Annotated in this window: 19 protein-coding genes and 1 tRNA gene; 16 read left to right on the forward strand and 4 right to left on the reverse strand. The window is 44.4% G+C overall.

What is annotated here, in order from left to right; all coding sequences use genetic code 11:
* The first annotated feature begins 366 nt into the window (after positions 1–366).
* The 16 genes from dmeF to rimI all read left to right on the forward strand — a co-directional run bounded on the left by dmeF (position 367) and on the right by rimI (position 22,732).
* On the forward strand, positions 367–1,341 hold the full coding sequence (gene dmeF / locus GW828_RS14355; RefSeq protein ID WP_273058399.1) for a CDF family Co(II)/Ni(II) efflux transporter DmeF: 975 nt from the start codon (positions 367–369) through the stop codon (positions 1,339–1,341).
* Between the two features lie 105 nt (positions 1,342–1,446).
* Positions 1,447–1,523, forward strand: a tRNA-Trp gene (locus GW828_RS14360).
* Between the two features lie 463 nt (positions 1,524–1,986).
* Positions 1,987–4,731 (forward strand): TonB-dependent receptor, encoded by a 2,745-nt coding sequence (locus tag GW828_RS14365; RefSeq protein ID WP_182722437.1) that lies wholly within the window; start codon positions 1,987–1,989, stop codon positions 4,729–4,731.
* 97 nt (positions 4,732–4,828) lie between these two features.
* Positions 4,829–7,174: a glycoside hydrolase family 2 TIM barrel-domain containing protein gene (locus tag GW828_RS14370; RefSeq protein ID WP_273058402.1), complete on the forward strand. Its 2,346-nt coding sequence runs from the start codon at positions 4,829–4,831 to the stop codon at positions 7,172–7,174.
* Between the two features lie 25 nt (positions 7,175–7,199).
* The gene (locus GW828_RS14375; RefSeq protein ID WP_182698650.1) at positions 7,200–8,243 is read left to right on the forward strand and encodes a UDP-glucose--hexose-1-phosphate uridylyltransferase; all 1,044 of its coding nucleotides are present in this window, start codon (positions 7,200–7,202) and stop codon (positions 8,241–8,243) included.
* 56 nt (positions 8,244–8,299) lie between these two features.
* Complete coding sequence (gene galK / locus GW828_RS14380; RefSeq protein ID WP_475909060.1) at positions 8,300–9,469, forward strand: galactokinase; 1,170 nt, start codon at positions 8,300–8,302, stop codon at positions 9,467–9,469.
* A 40-nt stretch (positions 9,470–9,509) separates the two neighbouring features.
* On the forward strand, positions 9,510–11,072 hold the full coding sequence (locus GW828_RS14385) for a sodium:solute symporter family transporter (protein ID WP_182698652.1): 1,563 nt from the start codon (positions 9,510–9,512) through the stop codon (positions 11,070–11,072).
* 4 nt (positions 11,073–11,076) lie between these two features.
* Positions 11,077–12,105, forward strand: coding sequence for a UDP-glucose 4-epimerase GalE (gene galE / locus GW828_RS14390; RefSeq protein ID WP_273058407.1), 1,029 nt, complete (start codon positions 11,077–11,079; stop codon positions 12,103–12,105).
* Positions 12,106–12,117: 12 nt separating this feature from the next.
* Positions 12,118–14,712, forward strand: a complete 2,595-nt coding sequence (locus GW828_RS14395) for a hypothetical protein (RefSeq protein ID WP_273058409.1) — start codon at positions 12,118–12,120, stop codon at positions 14,710–14,712.
* A gap of 116 nt (positions 14,713–14,828) precedes the next feature.
* Complete coding sequence (locus GW828_RS14400) at positions 14,829–16,118, forward strand: MFS transporter (RefSeq protein ID WP_182742314.1); 1,290 nt, start codon at positions 14,829–14,831, stop codon at positions 16,116–16,118.
* Positions 16,119–16,144: 26 nt separating this feature from the next.
* Positions 16,145–17,149 (forward strand): LacI family DNA-binding transcriptional regulator, encoded by a 1,005-nt coding sequence (locus tag GW828_RS14405; RefSeq protein WP_182698656.1) that lies wholly within the window; start codon positions 16,145–16,147, stop codon positions 17,147–17,149.
* Positions 17,150–17,378: 229 nt separating this feature from the next.
* Entirely contained in the window at positions 17,379–17,669 is a 291-nt protein-coding gene (locus GW828_RS14410; protein WP_124017794.1) for a DUF2607 family protein, read from the forward strand.
* 85 nt (positions 17,670–17,754) lie between these two features.
* Entirely contained in the window at positions 17,755–19,929 is a 2,175-nt protein-coding gene (locus tag GW828_RS14415) for a TonB-dependent siderophore receptor (protein WP_273058410.1), read from the forward strand.
* Positions 19,919–21,175: an acetyltransferase domain-containing protein gene (locus tag GW828_RS14420; RefSeq protein ID WP_273058411.1), complete on the forward strand. Its 1,257-nt coding sequence runs from the start codon at positions 19,919–19,921 to the stop codon at positions 21,173–21,175. The genes GW828_RS14415 and GW828_RS14420 overlap by 11 nt, the downstream gene beginning before the upstream one ends.
* A gap of 539 nt (positions 21,176–21,714) precedes the next feature.
* Positions 21,715–22,080, forward strand: coding sequence for a hypothetical protein (locus GW828_RS14425; RefSeq protein ID WP_124017797.1), 366 nt, complete (start codon positions 21,715–21,717; stop codon positions 22,078–22,080).
* Between the two features lie 157 nt (positions 22,081–22,237).
* Complete coding sequence (rimI, locus tag GW828_RS14430) at positions 22,238–22,732, forward strand: ribosomal protein S18-alanine N-acetyltransferase (protein ID WP_404717028.1); 495 nt, start codon at positions 22,238–22,240, stop codon at positions 22,730–22,732.
* Positions 22,733–22,879: 147 nt separating this feature from the next.
* Here the strand turns inward: rimI and lipA are convergent, their stop codons facing one another.
* The 4 genes from lipA to GW828_RS14450 all read right to left on the reverse strand — a co-directional run bounded on the left by lipA (position 22,880) and on the right by GW828_RS14450 (position 26,131).
* Complete coding sequence (gene lipA / locus GW828_RS14435) at positions 22,880–23,845, reverse strand: lipoyl synthase (RefSeq protein WP_124017799.1); 966 nt, start codon at positions 23,843–23,845, stop codon at positions 22,880–22,882.
* Complete coding sequence (gene lipB / locus GW828_RS14440; RefSeq protein ID WP_182698661.1) at positions 23,845–24,495, reverse strand: lipoyl(octanoyl) transferase LipB; 651 nt, start codon at positions 24,493–24,495, stop codon at positions 23,845–23,847. Before lipB ends, lipA begins: the two co-directional genes overlap by 1 nt.
* 102 nt (positions 24,496–24,597) lie before the next feature.
* A complete protein-coding gene (gene ybeD / locus GW828_RS14445; protein WP_011636177.1) occupies positions 24,598–24,864 on the reverse strand; it encodes a DUF493 family protein YbeD in 267 nt (88 codons plus the stop codon).
* A 154-nt stretch (positions 24,865–25,018) separates the two neighbouring features.
* A complete protein-coding gene (locus GW828_RS14450; protein ID WP_235781987.1) occupies positions 25,019–26,131 on the reverse strand; it encodes a serine hydrolase in 1,113 nt (370 codons plus the stop codon).
* Positions 26,132–26,234: the final 103 nt, after the last annotated feature.

Consider the following 26,234-nt stretch of genomic DNA (forward strand, 5'->3'; position numbering starts at 1 on the left):
TATGTAGCGGGCTTTTTTACGTCTGCAATTTGTGGCTGAAAGCCGTTCTTGGACCTAAACCATTGACCCGTGTGGATGATATGCCCATGCGAGAGTATGTCATTTCTAGGCGACTTAATAACTTAAATGAGTGTGAGACAGATCGCCATTATATCGCTAATGTTTTTGCGTCTATTATTTGATATGTTAAAAAGCGCGAGATCAGCATTAGGTCGATATGTTCCTCATTAATTGATTCATGTATCAATAGAAACAATTACTGTTGTTGTTTATGCAGATGTAATACGACTTAATATGCTTTTGACTTGATATTTAATCGATAATACATAGATAATGTCACTCTAATTTGCTCATCTAAGTGCCTCAATGACGTCTCAATCTCATCCAGTAAAACAATGGCAACACCATCATCAATTCAGTCATCAGAACTCTGATGGTGAGCGGAATACCCTTTACGTACTTATTTTAACCATTATTACTATGTTAGCTGAGATTATTGCCGGCTCCATTTATGGTTCAATGGCATTATTGGCTGATGGTTGGCATATGGGTACTCATGCTGCAGCATTTATGATTACTTTATTTGCCTATCGATATTCCCGCAAAAATGCTGATAACCCCCAGTTTTCTTTTGGAACCGGTAAAGTTAGTGTTCTAGGGGGCTTCACCAGTGCCATCGCTTTAGGTATGGTTGCATTGATAATGTTAGTTGAATCATTAGTCAGAATTATCAATCCAGAACAAATCTATTTTAACCAAGCTATCTTTGTTGCTTTTATCGGTCTTACAGTCAATATTGTTAGTGTATTTTTATTGAAAGATCATCATAGTCATGATCATCATCACGCTGAGCATGAGCATGAGCATGAGCATGAGCCAGTACATCATCATGATCATAATTTAAGAGCTGCTTATTTCCATGTTCTTGCAGATGCTTTAACGTCTGTTTTAGCCATTGTGGCGCTAGTCTTTGGTAAATATATGGGACTGACATTCCTCGATCCTGTTATGGGTATAGTTGGCGCAGTGATTATTACACGTTGGGCATGGGGGTTAATGAAGCAAACGAGTCCAATCTTGCTTGATAATTCAATCGGGTTGGACAAGAAGTCACGAATAAAACACTTCCTCGAGCATGATGGCGTTATTGTTACTGATCTTCATATTTGGAAGGTAAGCGCTGAACATTATGCTGCGATTGTCTCGTTACTAGTCCATAGTGACATTGATGCTGTGCAATTAAAGCAACAACTTGAAAGTAAGTTTTCGCAACTTAGCCATATCACAATCGAAATTAATCAATGTCCACTGGCATCCTGTAAAAGCATAAGCTACTCATAAATGCTTTTGAACGGCTTACTTGTGTGAAAAAACTGCAATTGAGCACTTTATTTGAAAAAGTACTTTACCTTTGGAAGGGGGTTTAGCATAATGCCCCTCGTCAACAGGGGTGTAGTTCCAATTGGTAGAACAGCGGTCTCCAAAACCGATGGTTGCGGGTTCGAGTCCTGCCACCCCTGCCAAATTTAGAAGGCCTAGCAGAAATGCTAGGCCTTTGTCTTTTCCGTTGCTATTTTTTCCTGGCAAATCCGCACTCTGATTTCAGTCTGCAATATTCAATTTATCCTTTTAAGATTGAGCAAGTTAACTCTTCCTATATTACTCGGTGAGTAAATCTTTTCTGTAACACTAATTAGTTCCTTTTCCCTTTATTTCTTTTAGTTCATTTGCGCTATCTTGATGCACTCCATTGGGTTAATGCCCGATATTAGAGCAAAATACGCAAATCCTCTTAATTTACAATAAATTTAATCCATTTAAAAACATAGTTTTACCCTTTTTTTTACCCATAATCATGCAAATTTTTGTGGAAAACGTTTACCCTTGATGTTATAAAATATCTGCTAGATGGATACATCTAGTTAACAAAATGGTTGTCGCGCTCTCTACTCTATAAAAATAAATGTTAAGAGAATGGATAAGATAATGAAAAATAATATATTCAAACTCAGTAAAGTCGCAGTTGCATTGCTCCCTTTATGCTATGTAACTCATGCTTTTGCTGCGGAAGATGATACTAAAAAAGAAACAACAGAGGTTGCTGCTACAGCTACTGCCGAAGAAAAAGTTGAGGTAATACAAGTTAGGGGGTTTGCCTCAACTCTAAAACAATCGCTGTTTAGCAAACGTACTTCATCACAAACAGTCGAAACAATTTCTACCGATGATCTTGGCAATATGCCTGATGTGACTATTACTGACGCTCTTGCTCGTCTGCCTGGGGTGGCTGCCGATCGCGATCGTGGTAACGCAAGTCGTATTTCAATTCGTGGTATGGGGCCTCGGTTAAATATGGCCACTTTGAATGGCCGTGAGATTGTTAGTGGTGAGCCAAGTCGTGATGTGCGCTACGAACAATTTCCTGCTGAATTGATTAATTCGGTTCAAGTGTATAAAAGTCCAACGGCCAGTAATGTTGAAGGCGGTATTTCTGGCTTAGTGAATATGGATTTTGTCAGTCCATTAGCGCAAAGCGAACGTAAAGTAACATTAAGCGCTAATGGTATGTACTACGATCTGGCTGATGAATTGCCAGATGGGCAAACCAATGGCTCTAAATTGAGCTTTAGTATCGTTGATAACATTACCGATAACTTAGGTTATGCCTTCGGTATTGCTTATCAGGATCAGCCTTCAGTACAACGTGGTACTAAAAGTTGGAATTACAATAATGGCGCTGATAGAGGCGATATTAACGATAATGGTATCCAAGAGTCTGCACCTTGGGGCGCACAGTCAGGTGATAAAGTTGGTACCAATAAACGCTTAGGCTCTATGGGGATCCTAGAGTGGCAGGCGACTGATAAACTAAAGCTAAAATACGATCTGTTTTATTCAAAGTTTAAAATTGAAGAACGTGAAGATCAAATGTACTTCAATGACTTAGGAAATTATCAAAGCAGTAAAAATTGGAATTATAACAATTCTGCAGCTCAGCCCGAGATCATCACAAAGGCCGACGGAAGTGAACAGCTTGTTGGAGGCGGGTTAGCCTATGCAAACCATGAGGTGCATAACGCAACTTGGTTCCAAGAAAACGAGTTGTTGAGTACAGGATTGAATGCGGTATGGGAAGGCGATATATGGCGCATTAAAGCGGATGTCGGTTTTTCTAAAGCACAAATCGATTCTGTATGGGTTGATATTATCTCTAGCTACAACGGCCCTAGTTATGATTTAGGTTGGAGTGTGGCCGATGGTAATAGTTTCAGCGCTGAAGTGCATGATAATTCGGCGGAAGGGTTAAGTGCAATAGACATCTCTAATCCAGATTATTACACATTAGGGGCCATGGAATGGGTTGAGACGGCACCCGGTGTTTGGGAAGAACAAAATATTGGTATGATCGGCGATAATGACCGCGACCTGTCGGATCAAATGGTGAATACCCGTGTAGACTTTGAGCGTTATGTCGATTGGGGAATTTTTCAACAATTAAGCTTCGGTATACGTTATTCAGATCGCGAGAAGGAAAACCGTGTCATAGACTGGCAGAAAGCCGTTGTTGCTGATAATGGCTTAACTAATTACGGCACAAGCTATGCTCTTGGTGGTGGCTATAAGGTGCCTAACCTTTACGCATTAAAGGATTGGGATAAAGTCGCACATGATGCGTTTGGTGGGCTTGGTAGTGCTGATTATGCATTGCAAAACAGCGCCGATAAGCTCGCATCTTGGAATTTAACTGAAAAGAACAGTGCTGCCTATGTGATGTTAAATATCAACAGTGAATGGGGCGATACACCTTATTCGGGCAATATTGGCGTTCGTGTTGTAAATACTCGCTCAACATCAGAAGGTTATGAGCAATTGCTTGATGGCTCTTTAGGTTCTGCGAGTATTGATCATGAATACACAGAAGTGCTGCCATCACTTAACTTGTTGTTTAATATAACTGATGATTCACAAATACGCTTCGGCTTAGCACGTACTATGTCACGTCCTCCGTTGATTGAAATGCGTACCGGTTTTTCAATCGATACTACAGTAACGCCAAATACCGCTTCTGGTGGTAACCCTGAGCTAGATCCATATATTGCCAATCAGGTAGATCTTGGCTACGAGTATTACTTCTCTGACAGTGGTGCTATGACAGTGTCTTTATTCTATAAAGACATGCAGAGCCATATTGGTATTGCGACCAGCACTAAAACCTTGGATGGTGTCGACTATGAATATAGCGGCCCAGTCAATGGCGATGGCGGTGCAATTAAAGGGTTTGAAGTCTTATACCAACAGGGCTTTGATTTCTTACCGGCACCATTTGATGGTTTAGGCATTTACGCTAACTATTCCTTCACTGATTCAGAAGTGGAAGAATTCACACCACAGGATAATCCATATGCTTTAGCAGGCTTATCTAAAAATGTCGGTAACGTGACCTTGTGGTATTACAAAGAAGGGTTTGAAGCACGAGTAGGCTATGACTACCGTAGTGAATACACTGGGATCAATAGCTGGGATCCAAGCGAAATCTCCTTATATGATGCCCAAGCTACTGTAGATGCGAGTATTTCATATCAGTTCACTGATAACTTTAAAGTGATGTTACAGGGGCAAAACCTGACTAACGAAGCGTCAACAAGTTATTGGGACAACGATAAAACCCGTGTAGCAGAAAATGCAGAGTGGGGTCGCCGTTACGTGTTGGGCTTTACGCTCTCTATGTGACCATAACTGAAGCGCTCACTTATGTGAGCGCCTTGGTTCATTTTTCACTACCGGGATTTCTAGTTTTTGGTTTATTCCGTTTATAAGGTACCTTGGTATGTATTTCAAGTTGTTGTTTGCAATTGTATTACTGTGTTTCCCCAGTGTGCAAGTGCAGGCTTCGCCACAGGCGCAGACTGCTATCAAACTGTCGTTCAACGAGGATTGGCAATTCCAAAAGTCACCCGCACACGCAACCGTGTTTCAGCCTGAAGCTAAAGCATGGGAAAAGGTGAGTTTACCCCATACTCCTAAGCTTGAACCTTTGTTGGTTAATGACCAATGGCAGGGTATTGCTCTGTATCAAAAGCAATTCAATGCCCCTAAATCGTGGCAAGGAAAAAGTCTTTACCTACGTTTCGAAGGCGCAATGAACTCCACTCGAGTGTGGTTAAATGATAAGCCAATAGGTGAGCATTTAGGTGGTTATCTGCCATTCAGTATTGATATATCAACTGCAGTAAATTACGGGGCTGACAATCAGTTAAGGGTGGAGTTAGACAATAACGATAATCCAACAACTGGTCCTAAACCGCTACAATTACTCGACTTTAATACCTATGGCGGTTTATACCGCGAGGTTAACTTATTCATTAAAGCGCCACTGCACGTCAGTGATGAGATGCTGACTAATTTACCTAATCGTGGCGGTTTACTGATTTCGAGCAAGATAGACAATAAGGCTAAGGCAAGTGTGGCCGTTCAGACCGATATCCGTAATCAAGGTAGTAAACCGGCTAACTTCACCTTAAAACAGGTGCTTGAGTTCGACGGTAAAGCGGTTGCAACAACAGCGCAAAGCTACACTTTAGCTGCCAATAGCCAGCAAGTCTTTGACCAGAGCCTAACGGTTAAAAAGCCAAAGCTGTGGCATCCAACTCATCCAAATCTTTATCAATTAAATACTGAACTTTGGCAAGGTAAAACCTTGCTTGAGCGAAGCAATAATAACGTTGGAATTCGTGAGTTCGCCTTTAATGCTAAGCATGAGTTGCTGATTAATGGTGAACCCTATTTTTTACGCGGTGTTAATCGTCATCAAGATTATCCCCATGTCGGTTATGCCACCTCAAATCAGGCTGATTACCGGGATGCGATCAAAATTAAAGAGGCTGGATTTGATTATGTCCGTTTATCTCACTATCCCCATTCACCAGCTTTCATGGATGCTGCAGATGAATTAGGTTTAGTGCTGATTGATGACATATTAGGTTGGCAGTATTACTCTCCAGATCTAGCATTTGCTGAGCAAACGTACCAATCTTGCAAAGATTTAATACGTCGTGATCGCAATCATGCCAGCGTATTAGCATGGGAATGTTCGCTCAATGAAACTGAGATGCCACTGGCGTTTATTGAGCATTTAAAAGGTATTATTCAGGCGGAGTTACCTGGTGCTATGTCTGCAGGTTGGCAGACTCAATACGATATCTATTTACAAGCACGTCAACATAGAATGCAGCATTATCAAACACCTATTCAGCCGTACAATGTGTCTGAGTACGGTGACTGGGAATACTATGCGCAAAATGCGGGTCTTAACCAACAGTCATGGGCTGATTTAAAAGATGATGAACGCACCAGTCGTCAGTTACTCGGTGCGGGTGAGAAACGTCTTTTACAACAAGCGATGAACCTACAGGAAGCGCATAACGATAATCTTCACACTCCAGCGTTTGCTGATGGTTATTGGGTGATGTTTGACTATAACCGTGGCTATGCCAATGACTTAGAAGCATCTGGCATTATGAGTATTTATCGTCAGCCTAAGTTCAGTTATTACCTGTTCCAAAGTCAGCGTGATCCGGCGTTAACGTCAACCCAATACAATGCCGGACCTATGGTGTATATCGCTTCAGATTGGCAAGCGGACTCTTCGCCAAATGTTCGGGTTTTTAGTAACGCGGATGCCGTCGAGTTATGGTTAAATGGCAAATTAATTGCCCGTCAAACGCCCGATAACGGCGCGAATACAGACAAGCTGCCTCATCCACCCTTTACTTTTCATCTGCCACGTTTTGAGGCCGGAAAGTTGAGTGCGAAGGCTTTTATTGGCAATAAATTAGTCGCAACCCACAGTGTTAGCACCCCAGAAGCGATTCACGCCCTTGAGATTTCACTCGATACCGCAGGTGTACCTGTTAATCCTACTGGCAGTGATGTGTTATTTGTCAATGTCAGATTAGTTGATACTAATGGCACCACAGTTCCTATGAATGGCAAAGTCGTCAGCTTTGAAGCCGATAGCGCTATTGAGGTACTTAACCCTGAAGCGATAGTGACTGAAAAAGGCGTTGCTACGGCTTTAGTTCGAGTACATAACGGCGCCAAAGGCGCGCACTTGCGAGCAAGTTTCAACCTTGAAAATGCCGTTACACCTTTAACTACAGAGTTGAAATTCTAATACCATGAATGAGTTGAGTAATATCATGAACCCCGAATTTGATCCGACTGAACACCCACATCGCCGCTATAATCCGCTGCTGGGAGAATGGGTTTTAGTGTCGCCCCATAGGGCAAAACGTCCTTGGCAAGGCCAAGTTGAGGCTGTCGATGACGCGCCAAAGCCGAGTCACGATCCGAGCTGCTTTTTGTGTTCGGGTAACACACGTATTAATGGTGAGGTTAATCCGAGCTACACAGATACGTTTGTTTTCACCAATGACTTTGCTGCGTTAAAAGCTGATACGCCAAAATTTCAACAAAATTCTCCACTGTTTCGCATGCGTACCGAACAAGGTGAGAGTCGAGTAATATGCTTCTCACCCGATCATGCTAAAACCCTACCTGAGCTCTCAGTTGATTCAATCATTAAAGTGATTGAAACTTGGCAGAGTCAGTGTGCCGATTTATCCCAGCGTTATGTTTGGGTGCAAGTGTTTGAGAATAAAGGCGCTGTTATGGGCTGCTCCAATCCACATCCCCATGGGCAAATTTGGGCCCAGACCCAACTGCCCACACTAATAGAGCGCAAGCAACAAAGTCAGAGTGAGTATTTCAAGCAACAGGGTACAGCCTTGCTTGCCGATTATGTGGAGCAAGAAGTTGTCAGCTGTGAGCGTTTGGTGGTGAGCAATGAAGATTGGGCAGTGGTTGTGCCTTATTGGGCCGCTTGGCCATTTGAAACTTTACTACTGCCACGTTTTGCAATTCAGCGTATGACAGATTTAAGCGCCAGTCAGCAGGCCAGCTTGGCAGATATTTTGAGCCAAATTACCATTCGCTATGACAATCTGTTCCAGTGTTCCTTCCCGTATTCGATGGGATGGCATGGTGCGCCATACGATGGCGAAGCACATGATGAATGGCGCTTACATGCCAGTTTCTTCCCGCCATTACTGCGTAGCGCATCTGTGCGTAAGTTTATGGTTGGCTACGAAATGCTTGCCGAAGCCCAACGAGATTTGACCCCTGAGCAGGCCGCCGAGCGCCTACGTCAGTTGTCTCCCGTTCACTATAAAATGAAGTCTTAAACATGAATCAAGATACGTTGAACCTAACCCATAATAGCAATGATGATATCAATGCGATGAGCCAAGCAGTGGCTCAGTCGGACATTATCGCCCTGCTGGAGCAGACATTTGTAGAGCACTTTGGTTATGCTGCGACACAAATTAGCCATGCACCAGGTCGTGTGAATTTGATTGGTGACCATACCGATTATAACGGTGGTTTTGTGTTACCCGCCGCGATTAACTTTGGCACTTGGATGGCAGGTAAAGCAAGAAATGATCGCACTATCAATGTAGTTGCGCTGGATTGTGATGGTGAACGCATTAGTTTTTCCCTCGATGATATCGCTTTTGATAAGGTTTCGTCGTGGAGCAACTATGTCCGCGGCAGTTTGATTGCACTGGCTAAAGCATTACCAGATTTTGGTGGTGCCGATTTAGTGGTCAAAGGTAATGTGCCACGCGGCGCGGGATTAAGTTCATCGGCTTCATTTGAAGTGGTGACCTTAAAGACCATGGCGGCACTGTATGATTTACCTTTATCTGGCGTACAAGCAGCCTTGATGGGGCAGCAAGCCGAAAACGAGTTTGTGGGATGCAACTGCGGCATTATGGATCAGATGATTTCTGCCATGGGTAAACAGCACAACGCTATGTTGCTTGATTGTCGTAGTCTAGACATTCAATACGCTCGTATGCCTGAAGATCTTGCCATCATCATAGTCAATTCCAATGTAAAGCGTGGCTTAGTTGATAGCGAATACAATACTCGCCGTAAACAGTGTGAACAAGCTGCAGCCTTATTAGGTAAAACCTCATTACGTGATGTGACCTTAGCCGAGCTTAATGCCGCAAAAGCGGATCTCGAACCGATACTTTATCGCCGAGCCCACCATGTGATCAGTGAAAGTCTTCGCACCTGTGACATGTTAGCGGCACTTAATCGTCACGATACGGCACAGATCAGCACATTAATGGCTGAGTCACATGATTCTCTGAAAAATGACTTTGAAGTCACCACTTCACAGTTAGATATTCTAGTGTCCTTGTTGGCCGACAAGCTTGGTGAATATGGCGGTGCCCGTATGACTGGTGGCGGTTTCGGCGGTTGTGTAGTGGCACTAACTGAACGTAGCCATGTGGATAACGTGTTTGCCACATTAGCCGAGGACTATCACGCGGCGACAGGGCTTAAGGCCGATGTCTATTTATGCCATGCGGTCGATGGGGCCTTCGTTGCCGTTTAGCGCATTAACATAAGATAAAACAATAATAAGAGTACAGAATATGAAGCTCGCTACACTCGATATCGCCATCATAGCCATTTACGCTATTGGTTTGTTGTTGGTTGCATTATGGATTTCACGCTCAGAGAAAAATCACGAGCGCAATACTGAAGATTACTTCCTCGCCAGTAAAGCTTTACCTTGGTGGGCGATTGGTGCCTCGTTGATTGCCTCGAATATTTCAGCCGAACAGATTATCGGTATGTCAGGTTCAGGTTATGCCATAGGTTTGGCTATTGCCTCCTATGAATGGATGGCGGCCATTACCTTACTATTGGTCGGTAAGTACATGTTGCCTATCTTTTTGAAAAACAAGATTTTCACTATGCCGCAGTACTTAGAGCAGTGCTTCGATAGCCGAGTAAAGACAGTGTTGGCGCTATTCTGGCTTGCGGTGTATGTGTTTGTAAACTTAACCGCTGTGCTGTGGCTCGGTGGTTTGGCGATTCAAACGGTCACGGGAATCGATTGGTTTACAGGCATGATGATGTTGGCCATTTTTTCAACGGCATACTCGCTTTATGGTGGCTTAAAAGCCGTTGCCTACACAGATATCATCCAAGTCGTGTTATTGGTGTTTGGTGGATTGATCTTAAGTTACTTGGCCTTAGATGCTGTATCCGATGGTGCGGGTGTGATAGCCGGTTTTGGTGTGTTGACTGAGAAACTACCTGAGCATTTTGACATGATCTTAAGCAGTGATAATCCGGCTTACATGAGTTTACCCGGCATTTCAGTGCTGGTGGGCGGCATGTGGATCATGAACTTAAGTTATTGGGGCTTTAACCAATACATTATTCAACGCGCATTGGCGGCTAAAGATATCCGTGAAGCGCAAAAAGGCATGGCATTTGCGGCTTACTTAAAGCTAGTGGTACCGGTTATTGTGGTGTTGCCCGGTATCGCCGCTGTTGTTTTATATCCCAATCTTTCTGCGCCCGATCAAGCTTATCCGTCGATGATAGAGCTGATGCCAGTTGGGATTAAGGGGTTAGTGTTTGCGGCGTTAGTGGCGGCAATTGTTTCGTCTTTGGCCTCGATGACTAACAGCATTTCAACCATTTTCACTATGGATATCTATCGTCATCTCAAACCGGCTAAATCACAAACCCATTATGTGTTTGTGGGCCGGGCGGCAACCTTAGTTAGCCTAGTGATTGCGATGATCATGGCGGAGCCGTTACTGGGTAAATTTGACCAAGCCTTCCAATATATTCAGGAATTTACTGGCGTATTTACGCCGGGTATTGTGGTGATTTTCTTAATGGGCATGTTCTGGCGTAAAGCGTCACCGGCAGGCGCCATTGCGGCGGCTTTGGGTTCCGCCGTAGGGTCATTTGTACTTAAGTTTACTTGGCCGACATTGCCTTTTATGGATCGCATGAGCGTGGTGTTCCTTTTGTGTTTAGGACTCGGGGTGTTGGTGTCTTTACTGCGCCCAAGAACGCAGCCAAGTAATACTGTGGATTTAAGCCAAGTGTCTTTTGCGACCACGCCATCCTTTAATCTACACACTGCGATTATCGCGATTATTTTAATCGCGCTGTACACAACTTGGTGGTAACACGATGAAAGTATTAGTGACAGGTGGCGCAGGTTACATAGGTTCGCATACCGTTTTGGCATTATTACAACAGGACCACCAAGTGGTGGTGTTTGATAACTTGTGTAATGCCAGTGAGGTGCCGTTAGCGCGAATTGAAGAGATGACGGGCAAACATATTGAGTTTGTCCGTGGCGATATTCGCGATGAAGCAGCATTAGATGCGGTGTTTGAGGCGCATCAATTTGATGCGGTGATCCATTTTGCCGCGCTTAAAGCGGTTGGCGAATCAACCCAAAAACCGCTGGCTTATTATCAAACCAACGTACACGGCAGTGTGTGTTTGCTTGAGGCCATGCAGCGTCATCAAGTCACTGATTTTATTTTTAGTTCATCGGCGACAGTCTATGGTGAGCTGGCGATCGTGCCTTATCTTGAGTCAATGCCGCTAGGGTCTCCTTCGAGCCCCTATGGTGCGACTAAGGTGATGGTCGAGCGCATTATGGCCGATTATGCGGCCGCTAACCCTGAATTCAGGGGCGTATCCCTACGTTATTTCAATCCTATCGGTGCTCACGAAAGCGGTAACTTAGGCGAAGATCCTAAGGGGATCCCGAATAATTTATTACCTTATTTAGCCCAAGTCGCAGTGGGTCGCCGCGCCCATTTAAGTGTCTTTGGTGGTGATTATCCAACGCAAGATGGCACCTGTTTACGGGATTATCTGCATGTGATGGATTTAGCCGAAGGCCATACGGCGGCGCTTAATTGGTTGGCAGACCATCCATTGCAGCGTGGCATTGAAGCGTTCAACTTAGGAACGGGTCAAGGTGTGTCAGTGCTGGACATTATCGCTGCCTTTGAACAGGCGAGTGGTGTGCCTGTTCCCTATGAGATAGCGCCACGTCGCGCGGGCGATCTCGCTGCATTTTGGGCCAATGCCGATAAAGCCAGCACTGTGCTAGGTTGGCAAGCTAAACGCAATCTCACCCAGATGATACAGGATACTTGGCGTTGGCAAAGTCAAAATCCTTCGGGCTACAGTGAAGAATAAAAGGAATTGTGCATGAAATTACTCACCAAATTAGCAGCAGTGCTTGCGTTATCACCTTTGTTACCGTTATTGAGCGCGAGTGTTTTTGCGGCTGATGCGAAGGTTGAAGACGGAGTGTTGTACCTAGACGATGGCAGTGAAGTGCGTCACTTTGGCGTGAATTACTCTGCGCCATTTGCCTTTACCTACCGTGCTATGGTTAATAGCGGTGTTGACATGCACGCCGCTATCGATATGGATGTGGCGCATCTTAAGCGTCTTGGGGTGACGGGCTATCGTGTGCATGTCTTCGACAGAGAAGTTTCCGATGTAAAAGGGAATTTAGTCGATAATGTTCATCTAGAACTGCTGGATTATTTACTGAATAAGCTTGCCGCTAATGGTATTCGCGCCATTATTACCCCGATTGCGTGGTGGGGTAATGGTTATCCTGCGCCGGATACTGAGACTCAAGGATTTGCTAATGGCTTTACTAAAGCGCAGATGAATACCGAGCCTAAGGCTATTACGGCAACGCACACTTATCTGAAACAATTCTTTGCTCATAAGAATCGTTACAGTGGTGTGACCTATGGTCAGGATGCCAACATTATTGCCTTTGAATTGTTTAACGAGCCGAGTCACCATGGCGATGTTTATCAGAGTCAAAGCTATATCGATGGTTTAATTAAGGTGAGCCATGACCGTGGCGTAACGAAACCGCTGTTTTATAACATTAGCGAGCAGGGCGACAACCCAGCCTTTGCAAAAGCGGTATGCGATTCTAATATCGATGGAATTGCCTATCAGTGGTATCCGACTGGGCTGGTAAAAATGAGCCGGATTAACAGTAATACTCTGGTCAATGTTGCCCATTACACCAATCCCTTCGCCGATATTGCGGCCTGTAAGACGAAGGCGAAAATGATTTATGAGTTTGATGCCGCAGATGTAACTGCCAGTGTCATGTATCCAGCAATGGCACGCAGTTTTCGCGAGGCTGGATTCCAATGGGCGACTCAGTTTGCCTACGATCCGGCAGTCATTGCGGGCAGCAATGCTGATTACAATACCCATTTTCTTAATCTACTTTACACTCCGTCAAAAGCCATCAGCTTTTTGATTGCCGGTGAGGTATTTAGACAAGTTCCTCGCGGTTTTGAGGGCGGTGCTTATCCGCAAAGTAATTACTTTGCTGACGTGAGCTTAGATTATGGCCACGATGTCAGTGTATTAAATCAGCCAGCGCGTTTTTATTACAGTAATAACACAGATGAAAAGCCACAAGCGCCTAAAAAGCTTGAGCATATCGCTGGCGTTGGCAGTTCTGTGATTGTTAACTATGACGGCAATGGTAGCTACTTTTTAGATAAGATCTCTGATGGTTTATGGCAATTAGAAGTGTATCCCGATGCCTTAGTGTTATCTGATCCACATCAGAATTCGAGCTTAAAACGTGAAGCCGTCCGTTTGTATCAAGCCCCGCGACATTTTAATCTGGCTCTGTCGGATTTAGGCCAGCATTATTGGCTGCAAGGTATCAACCAAGGTAATAGCGCTTCGCTACAAGCCAGCAAAGGCACAGTGCAGTTAACGCCTGGCAAGTATTTACTCGCTAAGGATAAATCGTTACTTGCATCAAAGCAGGGCAAGGTTGATGACCATTATTATCTGCCGCCTATGCCGCATCAAACCTTAGGCTTAGTGCACCAGAATGTGCAGGCGCTGAATCAGGGGGATGCGCTCTCCTTTAGCACCAGTGTGATAGACGCAAAAGCGATAGATAAGGTTGAGCTTTATGTGCGCTATCTTGGTGATAGTGAGTTTAAGGTGTATCCGATGCAAGCCCATGGCAGTCTCTATCTCCAAACCCTCACTGATGTCAAAAACTGGCAGCGCACTGGGGCGATTGAATATGCTTTTGTGGTGACTCAAGCTGCTGATCAAACAAGCTTTCCAGGTCATGCTGAGGGAAATCCAAATGAATGGGATTTTGTGAAGCGCAGTGGTGCAGCTTTTTATCAATTTGAGTGGCGTGCTAAAGGCACTCCGGTCAGCTTGTTTAATGCCACGCTCGATAGAGATAACTTAATTTATCCACAAAATGGCCGTAGTGAATGGCGTTTCCAAAGTGGCGTGCGCGATCAAGGACTTGGATTGCAACTTTATCTCCCAAATCTGCTGACATCTGCTACAGGTTCAGAAGCTGATAATATGCTCGTACGTATCTCATCAGCCAAAGATAATGCGCTTTCTCAACATTCCCTGAAGGGATACAATACCGTTCAGCTGCGAATCTATGCAGACCAAGCCAATGAACATGTGTCTGTTGCGCTGTTAAACGAGGATGGACTAGCCTATGGCGCGGTTGTTACATTGCAGGCTGGGTGGCAGTCTATTAGCATACCATTAGCTGATTTATCGCCAATGCCGACGGTATTAACAAAGGCTTATCCCATGTTTATGCCGATGAATTATCCTCATTCTGAACCCTATAGATTCGACGCTGAGGCGCTGGGGAAATTACAAGGTGTGCAGCTGGGGTTTGTGGCAAAGGATTATGAGATAAAGGCGCGGGACAAAGGCCATAATATTGTCTTGTCTGAAATAAATTTAATTAAGAGGTAAGTGCTATATCGATAAGCCGCGCGAGTAAGGGCTACAGGCATCAGCAACAAGATAATTCTGCGAGTGATGCCGTATGCCAAAGCCTAGATTTAGCTCCTAAAAAGTACCTTCAGTGGGTGCTTGGTGCAGGCTTTTTTGCGGCGTTTATCGCCCAGCAAGGGGTTGTGGCGTTAGCCTTACCCTATTATCAAATGCTGCGCGGCTTAGACCCTTTACTCTTAGGCGCTTTGCTGAGTTTACCTATCGTTTGTGGTGCAATGCTTTCGGGACGAATTATGTCGCTGTTGCAGCGACAAGTGTGGACCGAGCGGCGGATAATATTAACCTGTGGTTGGGTAACCGCTTTGTTATTTGGCCTATTGTGGATGGTCCCAGCAGATTGGCCTATGGCTTGGCAGTGGGCTGTCTTAGTGATGTTATGTTTGTGCTATAGCCTATCCATGACAGTACTGATCCTCACCTTGAAGCTATTGGCCTTTCGTTTGGCCTTGATAAGTGATGATGGGCAAGGGATATTTAGTCGTATTACCTTGTTTGAAAAGATTGCCGCGGTGTTGTACTTTTGGTTATTTCCATTAACTCAGTTAACTTTATTTACTGATGCTACTAGTGGTGTGAGAATAATAGGCTGGCTGGTGGGCTTAGGCTTAATCGGCAGTTTATGTACTTTGGTGGCTTGGCAATTCGCCCCTGAGCGAGTGCGATTAGGCGATAGCCGGATGAAAATCGCAACAGATATGGCGCCAACCTTGAGCGTGCATACTCGCCGGCAGGTTAACCAATTACTGTGGATCTCGGCATTGCAGTTTGGCGCTGTGGGGATTTGTATCAGTTTTGACTATTACTTGCTGGTATATTTTATGTCTGCAGGTGACGTGACCGAAGGCTCAATGCTTAAAGGTGCGTTATCGAGTGGCTATGCGATAGCGGGAGCCTTGTATTTACCCATACTCGCCCATGGGGTTAAACAATGGGGTGCTGTGGTAACATTACAAAGAGTACTCGTATTTACGGTTTTTGGCTGTTTACTTAAATGGTATGTGTATACGCCATATGGTTATTGGGCTTTGTGGATTGATGCTGTGATTGGTGCCGCTATTTGGACGGCGATGACCTGTATTATACCCAATATGCTCACTGAACTGGGGCGCGATACAGGTCAAGATATCAGTCCTTATTTAGTCAGTCGTCACCATACAGTGATCAGCATGAGTTTAGTGTTGGCAATGCTAGGGTCTGGTGAGTTACTCAATTTAGTCGGTTTTGATGCCAGTTTAGCGGGCAATCAAACGGATAGTACTTTGTTTGCTATGCGTTTATTATTGTCTTTTGGCAGTTTTATTTTTACCCTTGGTGCCCTAATGATCTTGTCTCGATACAAGGCCGATAGGTTAATTCATTCATAGTACGATTTCCGGTTAAAGGGGATAAATTGGCTACCATAAAAGATGTCGCGAGAGTGGCGGGTGTCTCAATTGCAACTGTATCACGGGTTGTTAACGGCCAGGGCAAGGTTGGCGCCCAGTGTCGTACACGAGTGCAGAAGGTGATAGAGCAACTTAACTATCGCCCAAATTCGAACGCCAAAGCGCTTGTCAAACGCAGTACTAATACGATTGGTATCGTCACGCCGAATTTATCTATGTCTTTTTTTAGTAGTTTGGCCTGCGGCGCAGAACGTGCTGCTCGTGAGCGTGGTTATGGCTTGATTATGCGTAATTCGCTTTATGAGACTCAGTCTGAAATCGATGCGATCGAATCCCTGCGTGACCAAAACTGTGATGCTATTATTCTCCACAGCGAATATTCGGATGAGTCGACTTTAATAGGCCTTACTGAACAAATCCCCGGGCTTGTGATCATCAACCGCTTTATCCCTAAAATTGCCGATCGCTGCGTTTGGCTCGACAATGTAACCAGTGCCCAAGAGGCGACTAACTACTTACTCGACCGCGGCCATCAAGATTTTGCGGTGATCACCAGTATTTACCAAAACCGCGATCCTGCGTCACGCATATTAGGGGTACGCCAAGCTCTGCTGTTGCGGGACATGAAGTTGCCCTTGGATGCCATTGAAGAGTCTACCGCGAATATGGAAGGTGGCGAAGCCGCTGTACAAGCCTTACTCGCAAGAGGCACACCATTCACGGCCATCTTAGCTTATAACGACTTAATGGCGATTGGCGCGATTCATGCGTTATTTGCGGCGGGAATTCGGGTGCCAGAAGATGTCTCTGTGATTGGTTTTGATGACTTATCGATTGCCCGTGCTTGCCGTCCAAGATTGACGACCATGCATTACCCGATTGAGGAAATGGCCAATTATGCTACAGATTTAGCGATTAAGTTAGCGTCAAATGCTACGCCTGAGTCCCGTAATACTCACCTTTTTTTGTCCAACTTAGTCGAGCGAGACTCAGTTGCAGCCTTAGTTTAAACACGTCCTCGCTATCTTGTTGATGGTGGAGTCAGGCTCGAATCCTCGAACACATGGTGGAACGACCTGACTCTATGATGTTCGTGATGAGGTACTTAGAGTGATTTTCCTCCAACAAACTGTCGAATCCCGCTTGTAACATTTAAGCCTGCGACTTAGGTAAATTGGTTTGCAACTTTAGTTGTGTTTAACATACAATCGCCAGCCAAATGAGTTGAGGAAGTATGGTTTGAATAGTGTGATGCAAACAAGACGCACCCTAGCAATATGGCTTGCCGCCATGTTGGTGCTTTTGTCTGTGGCCATTGCTGTTCACAGTATTGCTCATGCCAATGAAGATCCTAAGTCCCATTGTTCGCTGTGCTTACATCAGCACCAGTTGCAACATGCGATAACCAGTACGCCCTTCCATTTTCAATTGGCTCAGCAGAGTTATATCTCGGTTGAGTTCCAAGCCATTTCCTTTAAACGACCTTTTAGTCGTTTCTTCAATAGTCGTGCTCCGCCTATTACAGCATAAGTTACTGTTTATTTTATTTATCTTAATTAACTTTGAGCGTCTTGGCTTAGCTAAGACGTCGATGCTGTTTATTTTCGGAGTGAAAATGACCTCTTTTTATATTCCCAAGCGCGCTGCGCTGTTGCTGGGTGCCTTGTTTGTGCTCAATCCTATTTCAATGCTGTTGGCCGCAGAAGACCGTCAAGTGAGTGACACTGCTCAAGATACAGCTCTTGGCACTGAGATTGAGCGTTTAAGTATCCACTATCGCCAAGCCTATCGTGGCAATGTTTCTGCAACTGAATTTCCGCAAGCGATAAGTGTGTTAGACGAGCAATTGATCAAAGATGCGGGACTGACGCGGTTTCAAGATGTGCTGGATTATTCCGCCAGTGTGGCGCGGCAAAACAATGGTGGCGGTTTATGGGATAGCTTTTCCCTGCGCGGTTTTCCGGGTAATGAAAACATGCCATCGGGCTATTTAATTAATGGCTTTAATGGCGGCCGAGGTTTTAGTGGTCATAGGGATTTATCAAATGTGGCCTATGTCGAGATCTTAAAAGGTCCTGGTTCGGCGCTTTATGGTCGCTCGGAGCCCGGCGGTACAGTCAATATTGTGACTAAGAAACCTCAGTATCAAACCAGTGGTTATGTAAAAGCATCGGCGGGAAGTTTCGATCAATATCGATTAGAGGGGGATGTGACTTCCGGCTTGACCGACAATGTGGCATTTCGGATTAACGGTGCGTGGCAGGAACACGATAGTTTTCGCGATTATGTGTTCAGCGATAAAAAAATCATCACGCCGTCTGTGCGTTGGCAGATTTCTGATAAAGCCTCGTTACTTTATGAAATGGAATATCTCAAACAGGAACAGCTATTCGATCGCGGCATTATTGTGCTCAACAACGATATCAATACTGTGCCACGCTCACGTTATTTAGGTGAACCTAATGATGGCGCAACTGTGGTCAATGCCACTGGGCACCAGCTGACCTATGACTATCAATTAAATGATGATTGGTCACTCACCGCCGGCTATAACTATCGCGATTCTAGCTTGAAGGGATTTTCCTCTGATGCTGAGTTAGCAAAGGGGCACCAATCCCTATTTGATGATGGCCGCACGCTTACCCGGCAGCACAGATACCGAGATTATGCATCCGATGATAACTCGCTACGTCTAGAATTAAGTGGTCATGTGGATAGCGGTTTTATTCGCCACAATTTACTGCTCGGTGCTGACGCCTATCACTATAATTTGAAGACGGGACTGTACCGCCACCGAGGCCGAAAAGGTGAATATGCCATTGATATTTTTGAGCCTCAATATGGTGGGATTCAACCCGAGGTCAATTTGTTGTATGAGGATAATGAAATCCAAAAGGCATGGGGGACTTATCTGCAAGATCAAATGGATTTAACTGAGAAATGGAAGCTGCATTTAGGGCTGAGATTCGACCGTTATCAGCAAGATATCGGTGAAGTTGTCAATGATACATTATCTAAGCAAACTGAAAGTCGAGTTAGCCCAAAAGTGGGTTTAGTATATTTATGGTCTGATGAATTAAGTTTTTATTCCTCCTATTCTGAAGGCTTTTTACCGCTTTCTGGAACCGACTACACGGGTAAGCCTTTCGAAGCTGAAGAGAGTCAGTCGCTTGAGCTAGGAATGAAGTTTAATGGTAATTGGTTTACAGGCATAGGATTTGAAGGCATAGCAGTCACTGGCAGCTTGGCGGTGTTCGATGCGCAAAAGAGCAATATTTTGACCTCAGATCCTGTCAATGTTGGCTTTGCAGCCACCTTAGGGGAGGCAAAAAGTAGCGGCATTGAACTTGATATCGCTGCCGAGTTGACGGACTCTTTACAGGCTAAATTATCCTACGCTTATTTGAATACACGTACCGCAAATGACAGTTTGAATCCAGACTGGGGCGAACTAATTCCTGCAGGCAGTCCTCTGGTCAATGTGCCAAAACATACGGCGAGTTTGCTACTGAAGCAGGATCTGAGCGGATTATCTATTGATGGTCACTTAGGTTTGAGCTGGCGCTATATTGACTCACGCCTTGGTGATTCCGCCGATCCCAGTTTTCAATTACCTGCTTATCAGCTGCTTGGGTTATTTATCAATACGCACCTGAGCGATAATCTAAACCTTGGGGTGAATTTGGATAACGTACTGGATGAGCATTATATCGCAAACAGTTATTCAGCACTTTGGGCTGTACCGGGTGAGCCACGTAGCATTAAGGTGAGTGTCAGTTATGAATTCTAATATCAGTTCGAATCCTTCGATGTCAGCCAATATTGCGGAACAAGCATCGAGTCCAACGCTTGGCCGAAGCCGTATCAATAGTATCGATATGATGCGCGGTGCAGTGATGTTGATCATGTTGCTCGATCATGCACGGGAGCGGTTTTTCTTTCATATGCAGGTGAGCGATCCTATGGATTTGAGTTCGACCTCTTGGGGGCTTTTTTTGAGTCGCTTTGCCGCCCATTTTTGTGCGCCGGTTTTTGTGTTCTTAACCGGGGTTTCTGCATGGCTTTATGCCAATCGTAGCCATGGCGAGCCACGTTCAGCACGTATGTTTTTGATTAAACGCGGACTGTTTTTAATCGCGCTGGAAATTTTAGTGATTAACTTCTCTAACCTCTCTTGGATGGTCAGCTATTACACCCTCTGGTTACAAGTGATTTGGGTGATTGGTCTGAGTATGCTAGCGCTCGCTGCGCTGATAAAACTGCCTAGACCTTGGATGGCTGTTTTAGGTTTAGCGATTGTTTTTGGCCATAATCTATTGACGCTTATTGGCTTTCAACCCAATGAGTGGGCTTATAGTCTGTGGACCATATTGCACGATCGCGGCTATCTCATCAGCGAAGGTGCGCTTAGGGTTAAGGTGAGTTATCCCGTGCTACCTTGGATTGGGGTGATTTTACTGGGCTATGTGGCTGGGCCAATTTTCAGTCAAAAATCCAATGGTAACCCGCTTGAAGCCTCGCAGCGCCAGCAAACACTGTTGAAGTTAGGAATAAGCTGCTGGGTACTTTTTGCCGTACTACGCGGGTTTAACCTTTATGGTGAAACCTTGCCTTGGCAGGCGGGATCGAATTTTGGTGAAACCTTAATGTCGGTCGTTAACTTAACCAAATACCCGCCATCATTAAGCTTTTTACTGGTGACCTTAGGCGGGATGTTTTTCTGCTTAGTCGCGTTTGAGCGGCACTTTGCATCAGACGGGAAAGCTGATGGGAGTTTAGCGCGAGTCGGCCATTGGTTGTCTGTGTTTGGCTCAGTACCGATGTTTTTTTATATCTTGCATTTGTACGTGCTGTTATTGCTTTATACCTTAGCGAAATTCACCTTTGGTGCTAATCATGGTGAATTTTATGGAGTCAATAGTATCGGCTGGGTTTGGTTGATTGCAGCTTTGTTAGCCGTCGGACTCTATTATCCTGTTAAACGGTTTAGCCAGTATAAAAAAAATAGCACTCAGGCTTGGATAAAGTACCTCTAAGCCTAAGTGCTTCTAAACCTGAGTGATGTTGTTTTAAAGGCAAAAGTCGCCAAGCAGTCATGTTTGGCGACTTTTTGTTTTGGTTAGCACAATAATCCATTTAGCCAATTATTTTATGAATAAGCTATGCTGTATTCAGGCATTTTTTCATCTAGCTGAATACCTTGGATAAGCAGTTTCGCAGTCGTTTCATCATTGGCTCGATTTACCTGTGAAAACTGTGTGTCTTAAGATACAGGCTGTCGGTCAATGCTTGGTTAAGACTCGCGGTGATTTCACCTCTGTTGGCTTGATAGCTAAGTTAATCATGGCGTCATCCTGCTGTTGTTTTGCTAGAGTGTTCAGTCTAATCTTATGATATTCAATGTGAAATGAGTTAAGTCCATTGGTATTTAAAGGTTATATTCCAGAAACTATCTATCCTATAATCGGCTTGATACCATCTCCTTTAGCCGTGTTGCACTAACAATAACGTGCTAAAACTGCTATTCTAGCGGCATATTGTGAGTCGATAATTTAATTGAATAAAACTGACCCTAATGAATAAATCAGCCTATTTAACTGCCATGAATGTGACCACTTGGCGAGTGCGCGATACTAAGGTAAAACCTTATTTAGTGATTTGGGATGAAAACGGTGAGTTACCTGAAGCTGAGCCGCTTATCGACGCCGTGCTTAAGCTTATCGATGTAAAACGCGAAGAGTGTGACTTTGACTGTGAGCCTCATACGGGTAAACAGATTGTTTGGGATTTACGTCGTCATAAAGTCAGACCACGCACTGCATGGCTTCTATCAGAACCTTTAGCTGATTTATTGGTGGGTTGGCAGGCTAAAAGCGCCCTTTGGCAGCAGATTTACCAATGGCGCGAGCAAGTCAGCGGCCAAGCTAGGGGCAAGTCATAACTCAAATCTCATCAATCAGACTGAACTCAGTTTTTAACAAACCTTTGCTTGTGAACAGATTAATCACACATTTTTGGGAATATATGCTTTGAGCCCCTCTTTAGTAGATAGCCTATCCTCAGCGCAGCTTACCACGCCACTCACTTTAGGTTTGCCTGTGGAGCTTGTCGCGCTGGCACCAATCGATGTTCCTCAAATGGCGCAGCTTGAATCTTTGGCCCATAGCCATCCCATGACCGCGGGGAACCTTGCCGATTGTTTCGGGCACTTGTACCGGGTTTTAGGTTTAAAGCTGAGTGCTGACTTAGCTCCTAATACTGATGCTGCGGTCAATTCTGATTCAGTCGAAGGTCTTTTGGGGTTTGCGATAGTGCAGCAGATAGTCGATGAAGTGACCTTATTGGATATTTGTCTATTACCGAGCCAGCAGGGTAAAGGCTACGGCAAGTTATTATTGAATGCTGTTATGGCTTCGGCTAAGGCGTCTGGCGCTGTAGTACTGATGTTAGAAGTGCGAGAATCCAATCTTGCAGCCCGTGCCTTGTATCAAAAGGCAGGCTTTATTGAATCGGGCCGTCGTAAAGGTTATTACCTAATAGAGGGCGGTAAAGAAGACGCGATCTTGATGGATTTAGCGATTACCCAAGAATAAGCTGTGTATTAGCAATGATGTCGTAAAACGTTAGCTATGCGAACAATTGTTATAAACAACAGCCATAAAAAAACAGCGCCTAAGCGCTGTTTTTTTATGGTTAATCCTGGTATCTACATAAGGATTATCTGTATCTAAGCGATAAGGTTATTTAACTTCTTTACCTTGGGCTTGCAGATCGGCATGGTAGCTTGAGCGCACTAATGGGCCACAGGCTGCATGGGTAAAACCTAACTCATCGGCTAAGGCTTTAAGCTGGTCAAACTCTGCTGGCGGTACATAACGTTCAACTGGTAAGTGGAACTTAGAAGGCTGTAAGTATTGGCCCAAAGTCAGCATTTCAACCTTGTGGGCACGCAAGTCGCGCAATACTTCGGCTATTTCTTCGTTAGTTTCACCTAGACCCATCATTAATCCAGACTTAGTCGGAATCGTTGGATGACGCTCTTTAAAGCGTTTTAGTAGATCTAGTGACCACTGATAGTTAGCACCTGGACGTGCTTTGCGGTAATGAGCTGGAGCCGTCTCAAGATTGTGATTAAATACATCAGGAGGCTCTGTCGCTAAAATATCTAACGCCGCATCGATACGACCACGGAAATCAGGAACAAGAGTTTCAATCTTGATTTCAGGGTTTAATAAACGAATTTCGCGAATACAGTCAGCAAAATGCTGGGCACCGCCATCACGTAAATCATCACGGTCAACAGAAGTGATCACCACATATTTTAACTTCATGTCTTTGATCGTTTGAGCTAGTTTTTTAGGCTCATCGGCATCAGCTTTGAGTGGGCGACCATGGGCGACGTCGCAGAATGGACAACGACGAGTACAAATCGCACCCAAAATCATAAAGGTAGCGGTGCCGTGGTTAAAGCATTCTGCCAAGTTTGGGCAAGACGCTTCTTCACACACTGAATGTAATCCATTTTTACGTAATGCCGCTTTGATATCGAGAATACGTTGATTTGATGCAGGTAATTTTACCCGCAACCAATCAGGCTTACGCAGCATCGTTTCGCGCTCTGATGGCACTACTTTTACAGGAATTCGAGCGACTTTATCGGCATCACGTAATTTGACACCTGGTTGTAATCTTTCAGGCCTATTCATTATTCTGCTAATCCTTGATGATGTACAAGTTGTTGGTAGCCCATAATTTGGCTAAAGGTTTGGATTAATTTATCACCAGCTTCAAGCACTGTTTGTGGACCACCCAATGCTTTACATTGCACCATTTCTAAACCGGCATATCCGCAAGGGTTGATGCGCTGGAATGGGGCTAAATCCATGTCGACATTAAGTGCTAAGCCGTGAAAAGAGCAGCCTTTACGAATGCGTAATCCTAAAGAGGCTACTTTTCGTTCTGTGACATAAACACCTGGAGCGTCAGCTTTTGCGTAAGCATTGATATGGTAATGAGCAAGCATATCGACAATGCTCTGCTCTATATTATTCACTAGCTGACGCACACCGAGTTTATTACGTTTTATATCGATAAGTGGATAAACCACTAATTGGCCCGGTCCGTGATAAGTCACTTGACCACCACGGTCTACTTGAATGACCGGAATGTTACCTGGGTTGAGTATATGCTCACTTTTACCTGCCTGACCCTGGGTAAATACCGGCTGATGCTCAACAATCCACAGTTCATCATGGCTATCGCTATCACGAGTGTCAGTATATTCCTGCATTGCATGCCATGTCGATTCATAGTCTTGCATGCCAAGATGGCGAATGTGCAGTGTTTGTGCTTGCAAGGGCAACGTCTCCCCCAGATAAAGGTGTGTGTCCATCAGATCAATGGATTAATAGTTGAGTATCATACGCAAGTTTATTGTTAAAGAAGACTCATTTGGATCTTACAGTACACGTTTTACGCCTTCAATTGCGGCAAGATCAATGTACGCTTTTTCAATATGTTCTTTGCTAGTAACCGTAATACGGATAGTGACTGAATAGTAACTGCCTTTACTCGATGCTTTTACACTCGGAACGTAATCTCCCGGTGCCAGTTGTTGTGCAACCGCAACGACACGATCGGCTAAGGTATCATCCGCATCCCCGATCACTTTAAAAGGGCACGAATTAGGAAATTCCATTACTTGGTCAAACGTTGTATTTAACATTTAGCTTACTCAATTCTGTTTGGTATTACTTATATGGTGGTGATTATACCCGATTCAAGCCTGATAGATCTGAAAAATTAAAGCCGCTGATTAGGCGGCTTTAATTAGCTGATTCACTTATAGATCTATTAATAGAGTGTGTAAATCAGTTTCATTACTCGAACCAGCTTGCGAACATTTGTTTGAAGTAATCCATTAATTTACTAACCCAGCTGCCTTCTTGGACTTCATTTAGCGTCACCAGTGGGAACTGAGCAATATCTTTTCCGTCAAGTTGGAAAAAGACACGGCCTACAGTTTCACCTTTGGCAAGCGGTGCTGTTAATGGTTTGGTTAATTCAAAGTTCGCTTGTAAATCTTTTGCTTGACCACGGCTAATGGTGATTGGGGTATCTGTCATCACACCAAGATCAACGGTTTCTCTATCGCCGTACCAAATTTGTTGAGTGACGAAAGTATCGCCAGCTTTGTAAGGGGTAATGGTTTCAAAGAAACGGAAACCATAATTAAGTAGTTTCTTACTTTCAGCTTTACGCGCAGATTCACTTGATGTGCCCATGACTACGCTGATAAGACGCATACCATCGCTTGTACCCGAGGCCACTAAGTTGTAGCCCGCTCCAGATGTATGACCTGTTTTGATACCATCAACATTTAAGCTTTTATCCCATAATAAGCCATTACGGTTATATTGTTTGATTCCGTTATAGGTAAAAGACTTCTCAGAATACACTTTGTATTCATCAGGCACGTCACGGATTAATGCTGCCCCTAAAAGAGCCATATCATAAGCGGTTGATTTATGATCTTGAGCATCTAAACCATGAGAGTTTTCAAAGTAGCTGTCTTTCATGCCTAATTGTTTGGCCCATGAATTCATTAAATCAACGAATGCGCCTTCTGTTCCAGCAATGTGTTCAGCCATTGCCACACAGGCATCATTGCCTGATTGAATGATGATGCCACGATTTAAGTCGTGTACTTTGACCGTTTTACCCACTTCAATAAACATTTTAGATGAATCAGGGAAGTTCTTTGCCCAAGCATTTTTGGTAATAGCAACATCGTCATCTAATGATACATTGCCAGCTTTAATTTCCTGACCAATCACATAACTGGTCATCATCTTAGTCAAGCTGGCTGGGTTTAAACTTTCGTAGGCATTTTCTTCAGCTATAACTCTGCCAGAATTATAATCCATTAGTACATAGGCTTTAGCCGCAACACTTGGTGCGTCTGGCGTCACCATAGGTGCACGATTTGGCATTGGACGTACATCTGGTTGTGGCGTTGCAGCAAGTGAAGAAAAACAGACAACTGATGCAAAAAGCATAGTTGATAATTGAGCGGTTTTGGATGTCATCATGAAG

This window comes from Shewanella vesiculosa, from assembly GCF_009994065.1.
In the GTDB taxonomy this organism is placed as follows: Bacteria; Pseudomonadota; Gammaproteobacteria; order Enterobacterales; family Shewanellaceae; genus Shewanella; species Shewanella vesiculosa.